Source organism: Microbacterium sp. SWDP-B6, assembly GCF_059803615.1.
Genome location: NZ_JAPFGV010000014.1, coordinates 1 through 14,557 on the forward strand (window position 1 = coordinate 1; position 14,557 = coordinate 14,557).

The 14,557-nt window shown below is 69.1% G+C and carries 14 protein-coding genes and 1 rRNA gene; 11 read left to right on the forward strand and 4 right to left on the reverse strand.

The window, feature by feature from the left end:
* Nucleotides 1-68: ribosomal RNA gene (gene rrf, locus OPU70_RS14980) — 5S ribosomal RNA — on the forward strand; the annotation flags it as partial.
* A 109-nt stretch (nucleotides 69-177) separates the two neighbouring features.
* Here the strand turns inward: rrf and OPU70_RS14985 are convergent.
* Nucleotides 178-954 (reverse strand): IclR family transcriptional regulator, encoded by a 777-nt coding sequence (locus OPU70_RS14985; RefSeq protein ID WP_498558190.1) that lies wholly within the window; start codon nucleotides 952-954, stop codon nucleotides 178-180.
* Between the two features lie 52 nt (nucleotides 955-1,006).
* Here OPU70_RS14985 and hutH point away from each other — a divergent pair, with 52 nt between their 5' ends.
* The 4 genes from hutH to OPU70_RS15005 are packed head-to-tail and all read left to right on the forward strand — an operon-like array spanning nucleotide 1,007 to nucleotide 6,350.
* A complete protein-coding gene (gene hutH, locus OPU70_RS14990; protein ID WP_498558139.1) occupies nucleotides 1,007-2,548 on the forward strand; it encodes a histidine ammonia-lyase in 1,542 nt (513 codons plus the stop codon).
* Nucleotides 2,541-4,259 (forward strand): urocanate hydratase, encoded by a 1,719-nt coding sequence (gene hutU, locus OPU70_RS14995; RefSeq protein WP_475123216.1) that lies wholly within the window; start codon nucleotides 2,541-2,543, stop codon nucleotides 4,257-4,259. Before hutH ends, hutU begins: the two co-directional genes overlap by 8 nt.
* Complete coding sequence (gene hutI / locus OPU70_RS15000) at nucleotides 4,256-5,464, forward strand: imidazolonepropionase (protein WP_498558140.1); 1,209 nt, start codon at nucleotides 4,256-4,258, stop codon at nucleotides 5,462-5,464. The genes hutU and hutI overlap by 4 nt, the downstream gene beginning before the upstream one ends.
* Nucleotides 5,445-6,350: an arginase family protein gene (locus OPU70_RS15005; protein ID WP_475435902.1), complete on the forward strand. Its 906-nt coding sequence runs from the start codon at nucleotides 5,445-5,447 to the stop codon at nucleotides 6,348-6,350. Before hutI ends, OPU70_RS15005 begins: the two co-directional genes overlap by 20 nt.
* 60 nt (nucleotides 6,351-6,410) lie before the next feature.
* Here OPU70_RS15005 and OPU70_RS15010 read toward each other — a convergent pair whose 3' ends face one another.
* Both OPU70_RS15010 and OPU70_RS15015 read right to left on the reverse strand, forming a co-directional pair.
* Nucleotides 6,411-6,944, reverse strand: coding sequence for a DEAD/DEAH box helicase family protein (locus OPU70_RS15010; RefSeq protein ID WP_475435900.1), 534 nt, complete (start codon nucleotides 6,942-6,944; stop codon nucleotides 6,411-6,413).
* A gap of 3 nt (nucleotides 6,945-6,947) precedes the next feature.
* Nucleotides 6,948-8,225 carry a DUF445 domain-containing protein gene (locus OPU70_RS15015; protein WP_498558141.1) on the reverse strand — a complete coding sequence of 426 codons (1,278 nt, stop codon included), beginning with the start codon at nucleotides 8,223-8,225 and terminating at the stop codon, nucleotides 6,948-6,950.
* A gap of 127 nt (nucleotides 8,226-8,352) precedes the next feature.
* Here OPU70_RS15015 and OPU70_RS15020 point away from each other — a divergent pair, with 127 nt between their 5' ends.
* Genes OPU70_RS15020 through OPU70_RS15030 form a run of 3 tightly spaced genes read left to right on the forward strand, consistent with a single transcriptional unit; the run spans nucleotide 8,353 to nucleotide 9,344 of the window.
* On the forward strand, nucleotides 8,353-8,628 hold the full coding sequence (locus OPU70_RS15020) for a type II toxin-antitoxin system prevent-host-death family antitoxin (RefSeq protein WP_052492856.1): 276 nt from the start codon (nucleotides 8,353-8,355) through the stop codon (nucleotides 8,626-8,628).
* Nucleotides 8,629-8,631: 3 nt separating this feature from the next.
* Entirely contained in the window at nucleotides 8,632-9,042 is a 411-nt protein-coding gene (locus OPU70_RS15025; RefSeq protein ID WP_367823906.1) for a type II toxin-antitoxin system VapC family toxin, read from the forward strand.
* Between the two features lie 29 nt (nucleotides 9,043-9,071).
* Nucleotides 9,072-9,344, forward strand: a complete 273-nt coding sequence (locus tag OPU70_RS15030) for a metal-sensitive transcriptional regulator (protein ID WP_042537810.1) — start codon at nucleotides 9,072-9,074, stop codon at nucleotides 9,342-9,344.
* Between the two features lie 20 nt (nucleotides 9,345-9,364).
* On the opposite strand, the gene OPU70_RS15035 is transcribed toward OPU70_RS15030, so the two are convergent.
* Nucleotides 9,365-10,912, reverse strand: a complete 1,548-nt coding sequence (locus OPU70_RS15035) for an amino acid permease (RefSeq protein WP_498558142.1) — start codon at nucleotides 10,910-10,912, stop codon at nucleotides 9,365-9,367.
* 156 nt (nucleotides 10,913-11,068) lie between these two features.
* On the opposite strand from OPU70_RS15035, the gene OPU70_RS15040 reads away from it, so the two are divergent.
* From OPU70_RS15040 to OPU70_RS15050, 3 genes are read left to right on the forward strand one after another with little or no spacing between them, the layout of a single operon-like run.
* Entirely contained in the window at nucleotides 11,069-12,424 is a 1,356-nt protein-coding gene (locus OPU70_RS15040) for a glutamine synthetase family protein (protein WP_042537814.1), read from the forward strand.
* A complete protein-coding gene (locus OPU70_RS15045; protein ID WP_079113591.1) occupies nucleotides 12,405-13,157 on the forward strand; it encodes a gamma-glutamyl-gamma-aminobutyrate hydrolase family protein in 753 nt (250 codons plus the stop codon). The genes OPU70_RS15040 and OPU70_RS15045 overlap by 20 nt, the downstream gene beginning before the upstream one ends.
* Entirely contained in the window at nucleotides 13,154-14,515 is a 1,362-nt protein-coding gene (locus OPU70_RS15050) for an aldehyde dehydrogenase family protein (RefSeq protein ID WP_042537818.1), read from the forward strand. Before OPU70_RS15045 ends, OPU70_RS15050 begins: the two co-directional genes overlap by 4 nt.
* The last annotated feature ends 42 nt before the right edge of the window (nucleotides 14,516-14,557 follow it).

Genomic DNA, 14,557 nt, shown 5'->3' on the forward strand with positions numbered 1-14,557 from the left:
AAGCTAAGCCTCACAGCGCCGATGGTACTGCAGGGGGGACCCTGTGGGAGAGTAGGACACCGCCGGACTTCTTTTAAACAGAAGAGCCACCCAATGTTGGGTGGCTTTTCTGCGTTAACGTGCGTTCGCGATGCGAGTGCCTCGACTGGCGCGGCACTCGCGGCCCTGCGAGATCCGCTATCGCTTGAGCCGTGACTCGAGCACGGATGCTGTCTCGCGGACAGCGGCTGCGAGCACGGTCTCGTCGAGATCCGTCCCGGCCCAGGTCACCGCGACAGCGGCTACGGGCCAGCCCGCGTGATCGCAGACGACCGCGCCGACGCTGCGCAGGCCCTCTGCCACCTCGCTGTCTTCGGTGGCATAACCTCGTGCACGCACCGTGCGCAGCAGCTCGCGCAGCTCGCTCGGCTTCCGAGGCCCGAGTCCGGTGCGGTCGGGAAACGCTGACGTACTCGGGTAGAGAGCTCGCACCTGCTCTCGGGGAAGCGCTGCCAGCATCGCGCGCCCCGACGCGGTCAGGTGGGCAGGAAGCCTCACTCCCACATCCGTGATGAGGGCCTGGCGTCGTGGGGCCCGCTCCTCGACGATGTAGAGCACGTCGCCGCCGCTCATCACCGCGAGGTGCGCACTCTCGCCGAGGCGGTCGGAGAGGGCGGCGACGAGTGGGCGCCCCAGACGCGCGAGCGGCTGCTGTCGCGCATACCCACCGGCGAGCTCGAACGCCGAGGTGCCGAGACCCCATCGTCGGTCCTCGCGCAGGTGGAGCACGAATCCGTGCTCGGCGAGGGTGGCCAGCAGGTGATAGACGGTCGAGCGCGGCAGCTCGAGTTCGCGAGCGATGGCTGATGCGGCGACCGGGGCCGGCCGCCCGGCGAGGTACCGCAGGATCCGCAGCGTGTTGTCGGCCGCCGGGACCTGTGCTGCGGCATCCGCTCTGTCTGGGATCACAGACAAAGGATCCCACGAACCGGTGTCGCCCGCGACCCTGCGGGTGTGGAATCGAGACATGACCGAACTGTCCTCCGTCCTCGTCGGCGATGCCCCACTGAGCCACGCCGATGTCGTCGCGGTCGCCCGCCACGGTGCGCCGGTGGCGATCAGCCCCGCAGCCCTCGCCCGAGTGGCGGACACACGCCGGGTGATCGACGGACTGGCCGCCGATCCGAACCCGCACTACGGCGTCTCCACCGGATTCGGCGCGCTCGCTACGACGTTCATCGCTCCGGATCGCCGGCTGCAGCTGCAGGCCAGTCTGATCCGCTCGCACGCGGCCGGCACCGGCGCGGAGGTGGAGCGCGAGGTCGTGCGCGGTCTGCAACTGCTGCGCCTGCAGACCTTGACCTCTGGGCGGACGGGCGTTCGCCCGGTCGTCGTCGAGACCTACGCGGGGCTGTTGAACGCGGGCATCACACCCGTCGTTCGCGAGTACGGCTCACTCGGCTGCTCGGGCGACCTTGCTCCCCTCGCACACATCGCCCTCGCTGCGATGGGCGAGGGCGATGTCCGCGCGGCGGATGGCGAACTCGTCGCGGCATCCGCGGCGCTCTCGGCTGCGGGCATCGAGCCGCTCACCCTCGTCGAGAAGGAGGGGCTCGCGCTCATCAACGGCACCGACGGCATGCTCGGGATGCTCGTGCTGGCGCTGCACGACCTCGAGACCCTGCTGCTCACCGCCGACATGGCCGCGGCGATGTCGGTCGAGTCGCAGATGGGCACGGATGCCGTGTTCGCGGCCGACCTCATGGCTCTTCGTCCGCAGTCGGGGCAGGCGGAATCGGCCTCGAACCTGCGGTCGTTCCTGCGGGACTCGCCGATCGTGCACAGCCACAAGGGGCCGGAGGACGGCCGCGTGCAGGACGCGTACTCGCTGCGCTGCTCGCCCCAGGTGCACGGAACCGCGCGCGACACGATGGGCTATGCCTCGATGATCGCCGAGCGAGAGCTCGCCAGCGTGATCGACAACCCGGTCATCACTGTCGACGGCCGCATCGAGTCGAACGGCAACTTCCACGGCGCACCCGTCGCAGCCGTCCTGGACTTCCTGGCGATCTCCGTGGCTGACGTCGCGTCGATCTCGGAGCGCCGTACAGACCGGGCGCTCGATCCGGCCAGGAACCACGGCCTGCCCCCGTTCCTGGCCGACGAGGTCGGCGTCGACTCTGGGCTGATGATCGCTCAGTACGCTTCCGCAGGCATCGTCTCGGAGCTCAAGCGCCTCGCCGTGCCGGCATCCGTCGATTCGATCCCTTCGTCGGCGATGCAGGAGGATCACGTGTCGATGGGCTGGGCCGCGGCCCGCAAGCTCCGTCGGGCGATCGACGGACTCGCCCGTGTCATCGCCATCGAGATCCTCACCGGCGCCCGCGCGCTCGACCTGCGCGCCCCGCTGCAGGCAGGCCCTGCGACCGGTGCCGTGCGCGATCTGGTGCGCACCGTCGCCGCAGGACCAGGACCCGACCGATTCCTCTCCCCAGACATGGAAGCCGTGACCGCACTCGTGCAGTCCGGCGCAATCGCCCGCATCGCAAAGGAGCACGCGCATGACTGACACCACGGCCCCCGACTCGACGACGACGACGAGCACCGCCCCCGACTCGAGGACGACGACCGCGACAGGACCGCGCGTCGTTCGCGCCGCCCGCGGCAACCAGCGCACGGCCAAGAGCTGGGGCGCCGAAGCCGCCAAGCGCATGCTGATGAACAACCTCGACGCCGAGGTGGCCGAGCATCCCGAAGACCTCGTCGTCTACGGCGGCACCGGCAAGGCGGCGCGCAGCTGGGAGGCGTACGACGCGATCGTCCGCACCCTCGACGAGCTCGAGCCGGACGAGACGCTGCTCGTGCAGTCGGGCAAGCCGGTCGGCGTCTTCCGCACGCACGAGTGGGCGCCGCGAGTGCTGATCGCGAACTCGAACCTCGTGGGCGACTGGGCGAACTGGCCCGAGTTCCGCCGGCTCGAGGAGCTGGGGCTGATCATGTACGGGCAGATGACCGCGGGGTCGTGGATCTACATCGGAACCCAGGGCATTCTGCAGGGGACCTACGAGACGTTCTCGGCCGTCGCCCGGTCGCTCGGCAGAGACTCGCTGAAGGGAACGCTGACTCTGACCGGCGGTGCCGGCGGAATGGGTGGCGCGCAGCCGCTGGCGGTCACCCTCAACGACGGTGCCGTCCTCATCGTCGACGTCGACGAATCGCGCCTCGCCCGTCGTGTCGAGCACGGCTACCTCGACGAGTACACGACCGACCTCGACGCGGCGATCGCCCGGGTCGTCGCGGCGAAGGACGCCGGCGAGGCCCTGTCGGTCGGCGTCGTCGGCAACGCGGCGGAGGTCTTCCCCGAGCTGCTGCGCCGCGGTGTGCCGATCGACATCGTCACCGACCAGACCAGTGCGCACGACCCGCTCGCCTACCTGCCCGTCGGCATCGCAGTCGCCGAGTGGAAGGCAGAGGCCGAGCGGGACGCCGAGGAGTTCACCCGCCGCTCGCGCGAATCGATGGCGCAGCACGTCGCCGCGATGGTGGCCTTCCAGGATGCGGGGGCCGCGGTCTTCGACTACGGCAACTCGATCCGGGCCGAGGCGCAGCTCGGTGGCTTCGACCGCGCCTTCGAGTTCCCGGGGTTCGTGCCGGCGTACATCCGCCCGCAGTTCGAAGAGGGCCGTGGGCCCTTCCGCTGGGCCGCTCTCTCGGGAGATCCCGAGGACATCTACAAGACCGATCGTGCGATCGCCGAGCTGTTCCCCGAAGACAAGGCTCTGCACCGCTGGCTCGAGAAGGCCGGTGAGAAGGTGCACTTCGAGGGCCTGCCTGCCCGCATCTGCTGGCTCGGCTACAAGGAGCGTCACCTGGCGGGCCTCAAGTTCAACGAGATGGTGGCCTCCGGCGAGCTCGCCGCCCCGATCGTGATCGGCCGCGACCACCTCGACTCGGGTTCGGTCGCCTCGCCCTATCGCGAGACCGAGGCCATGAAGGACGGGTCGGATGCCATCGCCGACTGGCCGCTGCTGAACGCGCTGCTCAACACGGCATCCGGCGCATCGTGGGTGTCGCTGCACCATGGCGGCGGCGTTGGGATCGGCCGCTCGATCCACGCCGGCCAGGTCACCGTGGCCGACGGCTCGGCGCTCGCCGCCGAGAAGCTCGAGCGCGTGCTCACCAACGACCCCGGCACGGGCGTCATGCGACACGTCGACGCGGGGTACGAGCACGCTCGCGACATCGCCCGCGAGCGCGGCCTGAAGGTGCCGATGCTGTGAGCACCTCGCTGATCACGAACATCGCTGAGCTGACGACCAACGTCGGCTCATCCGACGGCGACCGCTTCGGCACCCTCGTCGAGGCGGCCGTTCTCATCGACGGCGAGCGGATCGCCTGGGTCGGCTCGGCCGACGACGCACCGGATGCCGACGAGATCGTGGACGCGGGCGGACGTGCCGTCATCCCCGGGTTCGTCGACAGCCACAGCCACCTGGTGTTCGGGGGCGATCGTGCCGCCGAGTTCGAGGCGCGGATGGCCGGGCAGAAGTACGCGGCCGGCGGCATCCGCTCGACCGTCGCGGAGACCCGAGCGTCGAGCGACGATCAGCTGCGCGCGCGGCTGCGGGGATTCGTCGACGAACTGCTCGCTCAGGGCACCACCACGATCGAGATCAAGAGCGGCTACGGGCTGAGCGTCGCGGACGAAAAACGTCTCGTGCGCCTCGCTGCCGAGGTCACGCCGGAGGTGACGTTCCTCGGTGCCCATGTGGTTCCCGCGGACTACGCCGGCCGTGCCGACGAGTATGTCGACCTGGTGACCGGGCCGATGCTCGACGCCTGTGCACCGCACTCGAAGTGGATCGACGTGTTCTGCGAGACCGGGGCGTTCTCGGTCGAGCAGTCGCGGCGGGTGCTCGACGCCGGCATCGCGAAGGGACTGATGCCGCGCGTGCACGCGAGCCAGCTCGGCCCGGGTGACGGAGTCCGTCTCGCAGTCGAGCTCGGCGCGGCATCCGTCGACCACGGCACCTACCTGACGGACGCCGACACCGCAGCGCTCGCCGGATCCGACACCGTGCTCACCCTGTTGCCCGGGGTGGAGTTCTCGACCAGGCAGCCGTATCCCGACGCCCGCCGACTCATCGACGCGGGAGTCACCGTGGCGATCGCCTGCGACACGAACCCGGGGTCGAGCTTCACCTCCTCCATGCCGTTCTGCATCGCGATCGCCGTGCGCGACATGGGGATGACACCCGCCGAGGCCGTGTGGGCGGCGACCGCCGGGGGAGCGCTGGCACTGCGGCGCGACGACGTCGGCGTCATCGCACCTGGGGCGCGGGCCGACCTCGTGCTGCTGAAGGCTCCCACCCGCATCCACCTGGCCTACCGCCCGGGGGTGCCGCTCGTCGAGCAGGTCTGGAAAGACGGTGTCGCGGTTTTCCACGCTCGCGGAACGGAGGATCATGGCCCTGTCGCACGATGACCTCTGGCCGCGTGCCGGGTCGTGGCCCGCGTTCGCCGCAGGGGATGATGCGGATGCCGTGCTGCTCGGTGTTCCTACGTGGCGCACCTCGCTGTCGCCGACCGGCGCGCACGCGACACCCGCCGCGATCCGGGAGGCGCTCACCCGCTACAGCGCCACCCTGATGGGTCCGCCGGTCGTCGACCTCACCGAGGCGCTGCGCGTGCTCGACGCGGGCGACATGGCCGAACCAGACGGAGAGGACGGCATCGCTGCGACGGTCGCGCGGGTGCGCGAGCTCGCCGATGCCACGCGCCTCGTCATCGCGCTCGGCGGCGACAACGCTCTGACCTACCCGGTCGCGCGGGGCGCTCGGGCCACCGGACTGATCACGATCGACGCCCACTTCGACCTGCGCGACGGGATCTCGAACGGCTCACCCGTGCGGCGGCTCGTCGAGGATGCGCCGGAGGGCGAGCGGATCGATCCGACGCGGATCGTCCAGATCGGCATCGCGGACTTCGCGAACTCCGCCGCGTACGCCGCGCGCGCCGCCGACTGGGGCATCCGCGTGATCACCCTCGACGAGGTGCGCCGAAGGGGCATCGCCGAGGTCATCGCCGAAGCCACGCGCATCGCGGGAGCGGGCGCCGGTGCCCGCATCCACCTCGATGTCGATGTCGACGCCGCCGACAGGGCCGCAGCGCCCGGTTGCCCGGCATCCGTCCCCGGCGGCTTCGCCGCGTGGGAGCTGCGCGCGCTCGTCCGCGCGCTCGTCGCGGATCCGCGGGTCGTCAGTGCGGACATCGCCGAGGTCGACGCGACGGCCGACGCCGATGACATGCGCACGGTGCGCCTCGCCGCGCTGTGCGTGCTCGAGATGCTCGCCGCCCTCGCCACCCGATGACTGCGAGTTCTCTCCGCGCAGCGTCGATGATGCTCGTTCGCGCGGGCGGCGTGCCGAACCTCAGAGGCCGGCAGCCCTCTCCAGCTGCGCGAGCCTCTCCTGCGGGTTCCCGGTGAGCGTCACGATCGGCGGCGCACCACCGGCGCGTTCGAGGTCGTCGAGCGCATCCATAAGAGCGCTCTCCATCGCCTCTCGGAGGGCCGGATCCTCGTCGTCGGGAATGTCGATCGGGTGCCGCAGGTCCAGCGGCACGACGGCGATCAGATCGATGTGGGCCATGGAGGTCTCGACCAGCTCCTGGGCTCGAGAGAGCAGGGCGCCGTCGCCGCGTCCCAGCATCTCCAGCGCGGTGAGGTAGGCGAGGAAGTCGACGGGACCACGTTCCGAGATGACGGAACTCTCTCGCGCCGACTCTCGCAACCGAGAGACCGTCACGCGGAGCTGCGCCACGAAGCTCGCCGCGCCAGTGGGCGCCCCCGACTCGACGTCGTCGAACGGATCGCCGAGCACCGTGTACTCGGGATGTGCCGCGCGGAAGTCTGAGATCAGGGTGCTCTTGCCGCTCGCGTGCGTGCCCGACACGACGATCCGCACGCCTCAGACTCCGGGGATGACCAGGTGCGCGATCGTGAAGATCGCGAGGCCCGCCAGCGCGCCGACGAAGGTGCCGTTCAGGCGGATGTACTGCAGGTCGCGGCCGACCATGAGCTCGATCTTCTCGGTGGTCTCGATCGGGTCCCAGCGCTCGACGGTGTCGGTGATGATCGACGCGATGTCGTGGCGGTAGCGGTCGACGAGGAACACCGCGGCATCCGACACCCACGTGTCGACGCGGTGCTGCAGTGCGGCATCCGTCGTCAGCCTGTCGCCGACTTCCCGCAGAGCCTGAGCCGCGCGGACGCGCAGCCCGCTCTCGGGGTCGGCGAGGGCGGCGAGCAGTCCGTTCTTCGCCGTGTTCCACGCCTCGGCGGCGAGGGCGCCCACGCGGGGGCTGTCGAAGAGCGACGACTTGGCGTTCTCGAGCTTGGCGCGCGTCTCCGGGTCGTTCTGCAGGCTGTCGGCGAGGCGGGCGAGGTACCCGTCGACCGCGAGACGGGCCGGATGCTGCGGATCGGCCTGCACGGCGCGGACGAACTTCACGGCCTCGTTGTAGGCCGTGTCGTCGACGAACCGGTGCGCGAGCTTCGGCACCCATCCGGGCAGCCTGCGTGAGATGAGACCCGAGAACGACTCGGCGTTCGCGTCCAGCCAGCGGCCGATGCTGTCGGCCGCGAGGTCGACGGCGCCGTGATGCGCGCCGGCCTCGACGATCTTCTCGAGCCAGGCGCCGGCGGGCGGGCCCCACTCGGGGGAGACGAGGTGCTCACGGGCCAGGTCTGTGATGAGGTCTCGCACGTCGTCGTCGCTGAGGGCGTTGAGCACGGCGGTCGCGATCGTCGCTCCCTCGGCGCCCACGCGCTCGGCGTGGGCCGGCTCTCGCAGCCACTCGCCCGCGCGCTTCGCGATCGCGGTGCTCGCGAGCTTGGTGCGCACGACGCTCGCCTCGAGGAAGTTCGTCTCGACGAACTCGCCGAGCGTGCGGCCGATCTCGTCCTTGCGGTTCGGGATGATCGCGGTGTGCGGGATCGGCAGGCCGAGTGGACGACGGAACAGCGCGGTCACGGCGAACCAGTCGGCGAGGGCACCCACCATGCCGCCTTCGGCGGCGGCGCGCACATAGCCGAGCCACGGCTGCCGTTCCTGGAACGCGAACGCGAAGACGAAGACGACGGCCATGAAGATCAGCGCGCCGAGCGCCACGGCCTTCATTCGTCGGAGAGCGCGAAGTCGCGCCTGGTCTGCGGGCGACAGGAGCGCCATCGGGGTTCGCGGCATGACGTCATCCTTTCACGGGGAGTTCGAGCCGAGTACGGCGTACCGCATCGAGTCCTGTCGTCCGTCGAGAGATCTGGGCTGTGTAGTACCATCACTACATTCGGAATCGAGGTACATCGTGTTCACCATGACCGCTCGAGAATTCAACCAGTCCGTCGCGCGCGCTCAGCGCGTCGCCGACGACCAGCCCGTGATGATCACGAAGCGCGGCGAGCCCGCGTACGTGCTCTTGAGCATCGACGAGTACGAACGGCTAGCCCCGGCCCGGCCCGGGTCGATTCTCGAGTTCCTCGCGATGCCGGAGGAGGACCTCGTGGACGACGACGGCGAGTTCGATCGCATCATCGACGAGATCGTCGCCGACCGGAAGACGGACTTCGGTCGTCCTCCGATCGAGTTCTGACCGATGTATCTGCTCGACACGAACACGTTCTCCGACGCGAGGCGCGGATTCGGAGCCGGCATCGCCGCTCGCACCTGGATGGAGAGCGGGGAGCCCGAGGCTCTTCACATGAGCGCCATCACCGACTATGAGCTGGAACTCGGTGTCCTCGGACTCCAGCGGCGCGACCCGCGTCAGGCGAGAGCACTCCGACGCTGGCTGGACGCGCTCCGACTCGGGCTCGGCTCCCGCATCCTCCCCGTCTCTCCGCAGATCGCGCGGACGTGCGCCGCTCTCAACGTGCCGGATCGTCGTCCGTGGGCTGACGCGCTGATCGCGGCCACAGCGTTGCATCACGGCCTGACTCTCGTGACGCGCAACACGAAGGACTTCGAGATCCCCGGCCTGTCGGTGCTGAACCCGTTCGAGGACTGACAGCGGCAGAGGCCGAGTACCCTCGAAACGTGATCGAAGACATCAAGAAGCGTGCACTGCACCGCACCAGCATCCTCGAAGGTCAGATGCGCGGAGTCGCGCGAATGATCGAGAACGAGGAGTACTGCATGGACATCATCACGCAGTCCCGCGCGATCCAGCGCTCTCTGGAGTCTCTCAACCGCCTGCTGCTCGAGAACCACCTGCGCACGCACGTGACGCACATGTTCGACGAGGGCGGGGAGGAGCGCGACAAGGCCGTCGACGAGCTGCTCAAGGCGTTCGACTTCGACCGCAAGTAGAGCCGCGCTCCTCCTCTCGATCAGCGTCCGCCGCCGAACACCTCGCCCTCCATGGCGTCGTAGCCCTCGGCCTGCGGGTCTCCGTGCGAACCGCCCGACAGCGCGTACTCCTCTTCGGGGGAGAGCACGAGACGGTGCCGGAAGAACAGGCCGAAGCCGAGCAGGATGATCACATAGACGATCGCGATCGCGATGATCGCCGGGCCGAACGTGGGGTTCAGCAGGAAGCCCACGAAGATCAGGGCGGCGATCACGAGGGCGATGACCGCACCCGGGATTCCCCACGGGCTCACGTACGGGCGGTCGACGTTCGGGAACTTCTTGCGCAGGATGATGAACGACACGAGCTGCAGTCCGTAGGCGACGACTGCTCCCCAGACGGCGATGTTCAGGACGATCGCACCGGCGACCGTACCCGCGCCCTCGGAGTCGACCGCGGTGAGCACGTCGAGCACGATCAGCGCGACGAAGCCGATGGCTGCACCCACCGTGAGGGCGACCCACGGCGTCTGGCGCTTTCCGGTGAGCGAGAGGAAGCGCGGGTAGTACCCAGCGCGCGACAGCGAGTACATGTTGCGTCCGTAGGCGAACATGATGCCCTGCAGTGAGGCGAGCAGGCCGATGAGTGCGAACAGCGCGAGCACGGCGGCGAGCTGGTCGCCCACGATCGCGCGGAAGCCGTCGAGCAGCGGTTCGCCGGCGGTGCCTGTCGCTTCGGCACCGAGCACGCCGGTGTTGAGGAACAGCACCAGGAGGCCCGTGACGATGAGGGTGCCGCGAGCCCAGAACCCCGCCTTGGGGATGTCGCGCGTCGGGTTGTGCGATTCCTCCGCCGCGAGCGGCAGCTCCTCGATGCCGAGGAAGAACCACATCGCGAAGGGCAGTGCGAACAGGATCGGCAGGACGCCGTGGGGGAGGAACGCCGTCTGGCCCTCGTCGGGCACGATGTCCCACAGGGCATCCCACGAGAACGCGCCCGAGAAGAGCGCCATGGCGGAGAAGACCAGGATGATCCCGATCGAGATCACCGACACGATGATCGCGAAGCGGAACGAGATCGCCGCGCCCGCGGAGTTCAGGGCGATGAAGACGATGTAGAGGATGAGGTACCAGACCCATCCGGGCAGCTCGAGGCCCAGCAGCTCACTCGTGATGCCGTTCGCATACGACGCCGAGAAGTAGACGATCACCGCCGTGGTCGCGACGTACTCGATGGTCTCGGCCGCGCCGGTGACGAGGCCGCCCCACGGGCCCATGGCTGAGCGGGCGAACGAGTAGGCTCCGCCGGTGTGCGGCATCGCGGCCGCCATCTCTCCGATGGCGAAGATCATGCCGTAGTACATCGCGACGAGGATGGCGAAGGCGATGAGCATCCCGCCGAAGCCTGCGAAGTCGATGCCGAAGTTCCACCCGGAGAAGTCGCCCGAGATCACGGCGGCGACCGCGAGGCCCCACAGGCCCCAGACTCCGGCAGACCTCTTCAGCGTGCGTTTCTCGAAATACTCACTCCCGGCGCGTGTATAGGTCGCTCCGGCGACCTTGCGGGATTCATTGCTCTGCTGGGACATCCGCTCTCCGTTCGCATGCGTGCAGGCGCCGGGTGCACCTTGCGGACGATTGTGACAGTCAATGGTGGTTTCGTCTACCTTTAAACGGCAAGGTGATCTACTCTGAGGGCGAAGCCGGTCGGCCGATCGCTTCACAGCACGAGAACGGAGCGTCAGATGGCGGGCAACCTGAGCATCGACCAGCTGGATGCCGGCATCGCCGCCGGCGAGATCGACACGGTGATCGTGGCCTTCGCCGACGCGCAGGGCCGGCTGGTCGGCAAACGTGTGTCGGCGCGGCTGTTCCAGGAGGACATCCTGGCCCACGGTGCCGAGGCGTGCGACTATCTGCTCTCGGTCGACGTCGACATGAACACCGTCGACGGCTACGCGATGTCGGGCTGGGATCGCGGCTACGGCGACATGGTGCTCAAGCCCGACGTCGAGACGCTGCGCAACATCCCCTGGCTCGACGGCACTGCTCTCGTCATGGCCGACCTCGTCTGGCAGAACGGCGAGCCGGTCGGGCCCTCGCCCCGTGCGATTCTCGACCGTCAGCGCGACCGCCTCGCTGAGCGGGGATGGACCGCCTACTCCGGAACTGAGCTCGAGTTCATCGTCTTCGACAACACGTATCGCGATGCGTGGGCGCGCAAGTACGAAGGTCTGACGCCCGCGACCGATTACAACGTCGACTACAACCTGCTCGCCTCGACCCGTATGGAGCCGCTGCTGCGCGACATCCGCAACAGCATGGACGGGGCAGGGCTCTACTGCGAGGGCGTGAAGGGCGAGTGCAACTTCGGTCAGCAGGAGATCGCGTTCCGCTATGCGGAGGTGCGAGAGACCGCCGACCAGCACGCGATCTACAAGAACGGTGCGAAGGAGATCGCCGAGCAGCACGGGCAGGCGCTCACGTTCATGGCCAAGTTCAACGAGCGCGAGGGCAACAGCTGTCACATCCACCTGTCGCTGCGCGACGAGTCGGGCGCTCCGGTCATGGCGGGCGACGGCGAGCACGGCTTCAGCCCCGTGATGGAGCACTGGATCGCCGGCATCCTCGCCACGCTCCGCGAGTTCACCCTGCTGCTCGCGCCGAACATCAACTCGTACAAGCGCTTCGCGAAGGGCAGCTTCGCGCCGACGGGAGTCGCGTGGGGAATCGACAACCGTACGTGTGCCCTGCGCGTGGTCGGTTCAGGCTCGGGGCTCCGGGTGGAGAACCGGGTGCCCGGGGGAGACGTGAACCCGTACCTCGCGATCTCGGCGATCATCGCTGGCGGGCTGCACGGCATCGAGAACGAGCTGCCGTTGCCCGAGCGGTTCACCGGCAACGCCTATGAGGCCGGGGTCGATCATCTGCCGACGACCCTGCGCGAGGCCGCGAAGCTGTTCAGCGAGTCGACCATCGCGCGCGCGGCGTTCGGCGACGACGTGGTCGAGCACTACCTGAACCAGGCCCGCATCGAGGTGGAAGCCTATGACGCGGCCGTCACCGACTGGGAGCGCATCCGTGGCTTCGAGCGCCTCTGACCCCAGGCCGCTGATCGGCGTCACGACGTACCTGGAGCGCGCGCAGCAGGGGGTGTGGGATGTGCGGGCGGCGTTCCTGCCTGAGCAGTACCTCACGAGCGTGACCTCCGTCGGCGGCATCGCGCTGCTCCTGCCTCCGCAGGATCCGGATGCCGCGGATGCGGCCATCTCGGGCATGGACGGCCTCGTGCTCTCGGGCGGTGCTGATGTGGCCCCCGAGCTGTACGGCGAGGACCGGCATCCGCTCACCGACCCCGCCCGCGTCGACCGTGATGCATGGGAGCTCGCCCTGTTCCGGGCGGCGGAGCGCCGTGGCATCCCGGTGCTCGCGATCTGCCGCGGTCTGCAGCTCGTGAACGTCGCCCGCGGCGGCACCCTGCAGCAGCATCTGCCCGAATCGCTCGGCACCGAGAAGTACCGCATCGGCGGCGGCGTCTTCGCCGAGAACGACGTCGAGGTGTCGACCGACACTCCGCTCGCCGAGATCATCGGCGAGACCGAGATGCGCGTGCACAGCTACCACCACCAGGGCGTCGGTCGACTCGGCGACGGTCTCGTGGCGGCTGCGCACTCCGACGACGGACTCGTGCAGGCCTTCGTCGACACCTCGGCCGGCCACATCGTCGGCGTCCAATGGCACCCCGAGGAGAACGCCGAGGATCGGCGGCTCTTCACCGATCTCGTCGCACAGGCCCGCGCGTTCGCCGCGCGGCGGAAGGAGGACGCCCGATGAGCGCGTTCACAGTCATCAACCCGTCGACCGGAGCGGCGATCCGCGAGATCGTTCGCGCCGACATCGGAGAGACGGATGCCGCGATCGCGCGCGCCGTCGTGGCGCAGCGCCGATGGGCCGCGCTGGCCCCGGTCGCTCGGGCCGATGCCCTCCGCGCGTTCGCTCGCACGGTCGAGGCCGCGGCCGAAGAGCTCGCCCAGCTCGAGGTGCTGAACTCCGGGCATCCGATCGGTTCCGCCCGATGGGAGGCCGGTCACGTCGCGCAGGTCCTCAACTACTACTCCGCCGACCCTGAGCGACTGTCCGGCCGGCAGATCCCGGTGGCAGGCGGACTCGATGTCACCTTCCACGACCCCTACGGCGTGGTCGGCGTCATCGTGCCGTGGAACTTCCCGATGACGATCGCCGCCTGGGCGTTCGCGCCGGCGCTCGCCGCAGGGAACGCCGTGGTGCTGAAGCCCGCCGAGCTCACCCCTCTCACGGCCATCCGCCTCGGCGAACTCGCTCTCGAAGCGGGGCTCCCCGAAGGACTCTTCGAGGTCGTCACCGGATCGGGCTCGGTCGTCGGGCAGCGGCTCGTCGAGCATCCGGATGTCCGCAAGGTCGTGTTCACCGGGTCGACCGAGGTCGGCATCGAGGTCGCGGCCGGATGCGCCCGAGCGCTCAAGCCCGTCACGCTGGAGCTCGGCGGCAAGAGCGCCAACATCGTCTTCGCCGACGCGGACCTCGAGAAGGCCGTCGCGGCGGTTCCGGGTTCGGTGTTCGACAACGCGGGTCAGGATTGCTGCGCCCGCAGCCGGCTGCTGGTGCAGCGATCGGTGTACGACCGATTCCTCGAACTGCTCGAGCCCGCTGTCGCTGCGTGGCGAGTAGGAGACCCGTCGAGCACCGACACCGACATGGGACCGCTCATCTCGGCCGCACACCGCGACACGGTCTCGGGGTTCCTCGACGACGCGAACATCGCCTTCCGCGGCAGCGCACCCGAGGGTGACGGCTTCTGGTTCGCCCCGGCCGTGGTGCTCGCCGATCCGTCCGACCGCATCGCGCAGCAGGAGGTGTTCGGCCCGGTCGTCGCGGTCATGCCGTTCGATGACGAAGCCGATGCGATCCGGCTCGCGAACGACACCGCCTACGGGCTCGCCGGCTCGATCTGGACCGAGAACCTCGGCCGCGCCGTGCGCGTCTCGCGGGGTGTTCAGAGCGGCGTGCTGTCGGTCAACTCGCACTCGTCGGTGCGATACGCGACGCCGTTCGGCGGCATGAAGGCCTCGGGTCTCGGGCGTGAGCTCGGGCCCGACGCCGCCGAGCACTTCACCGAGACCAAGAACGTCTTCTTCGCGACCGACGAATCCTGACAGCGACACCCGGCCCGACCTTTTCACTGCAACGGAGAAACA

Excerpts from the sequence above, each read along its gene's own strand:
- hutH (WP_498558139.1), top strand. The coding sequence starts at position 1,007 with ATGACCGAACTGTCCTCCGTCCTCGTCGGCGATGCCCCACTGAGCCAC.
- hutU (WP_475123216.1), top strand. The coding sequence starts at position 2,541 with ATGACTGACACCACGGCCCCCGACTCGACGACGACGACGAGCACCGCC.
- OPU70_RS15005 (WP_475435902.1), top strand. The coding sequence starts at position 5,445 with ATGGCCCTGTCGCACGATGACCTCTGGCCGCGTGCCGGGTCGTGGCCC.
- OPU70_RS15015 (WP_498558141.1), bottom strand. The coding sequence starts at position 8,225 with ATGCCGCGAACCCCGATGGCGCTCCTGTCGCCCGCAGACCAGGCGCGA.
- OPU70_RS15020 (WP_052492856.1), top strand. The coding sequence starts at position 8,353 with ATGACCGCTCGAGAATTCAACCAGTCCGTCGCGCGCGCTCAGCGCGTC.
- OPU70_RS15025 (WP_367823906.1), top strand. The coding sequence starts at position 8,632 with ATGTATCTGCTCGACACGAACACGTTCTCCGACGCGAGGCGCGGATTC.
- OPU70_RS15035 (WP_498558142.1), bottom strand. The coding sequence starts at position 10,912 with ATGTCCCAGCAGAGCAATGAATCCCGCAAGGTCGCCGGAGCGACCTAT.
- OPU70_RS15040 (WP_042537814.1), top strand. The coding sequence starts at position 11,069 with ATGGCGGGCAACCTGAGCATCGACCAGCTGGATGCCGGCATCGCCGCC.
- OPU70_RS15050 (WP_042537818.1), top strand. The coding sequence starts at position 13,154 with ATGAGCGCGTTCACAGTCATCAACCCGTCGACCGGAGCGGCGATCCGC.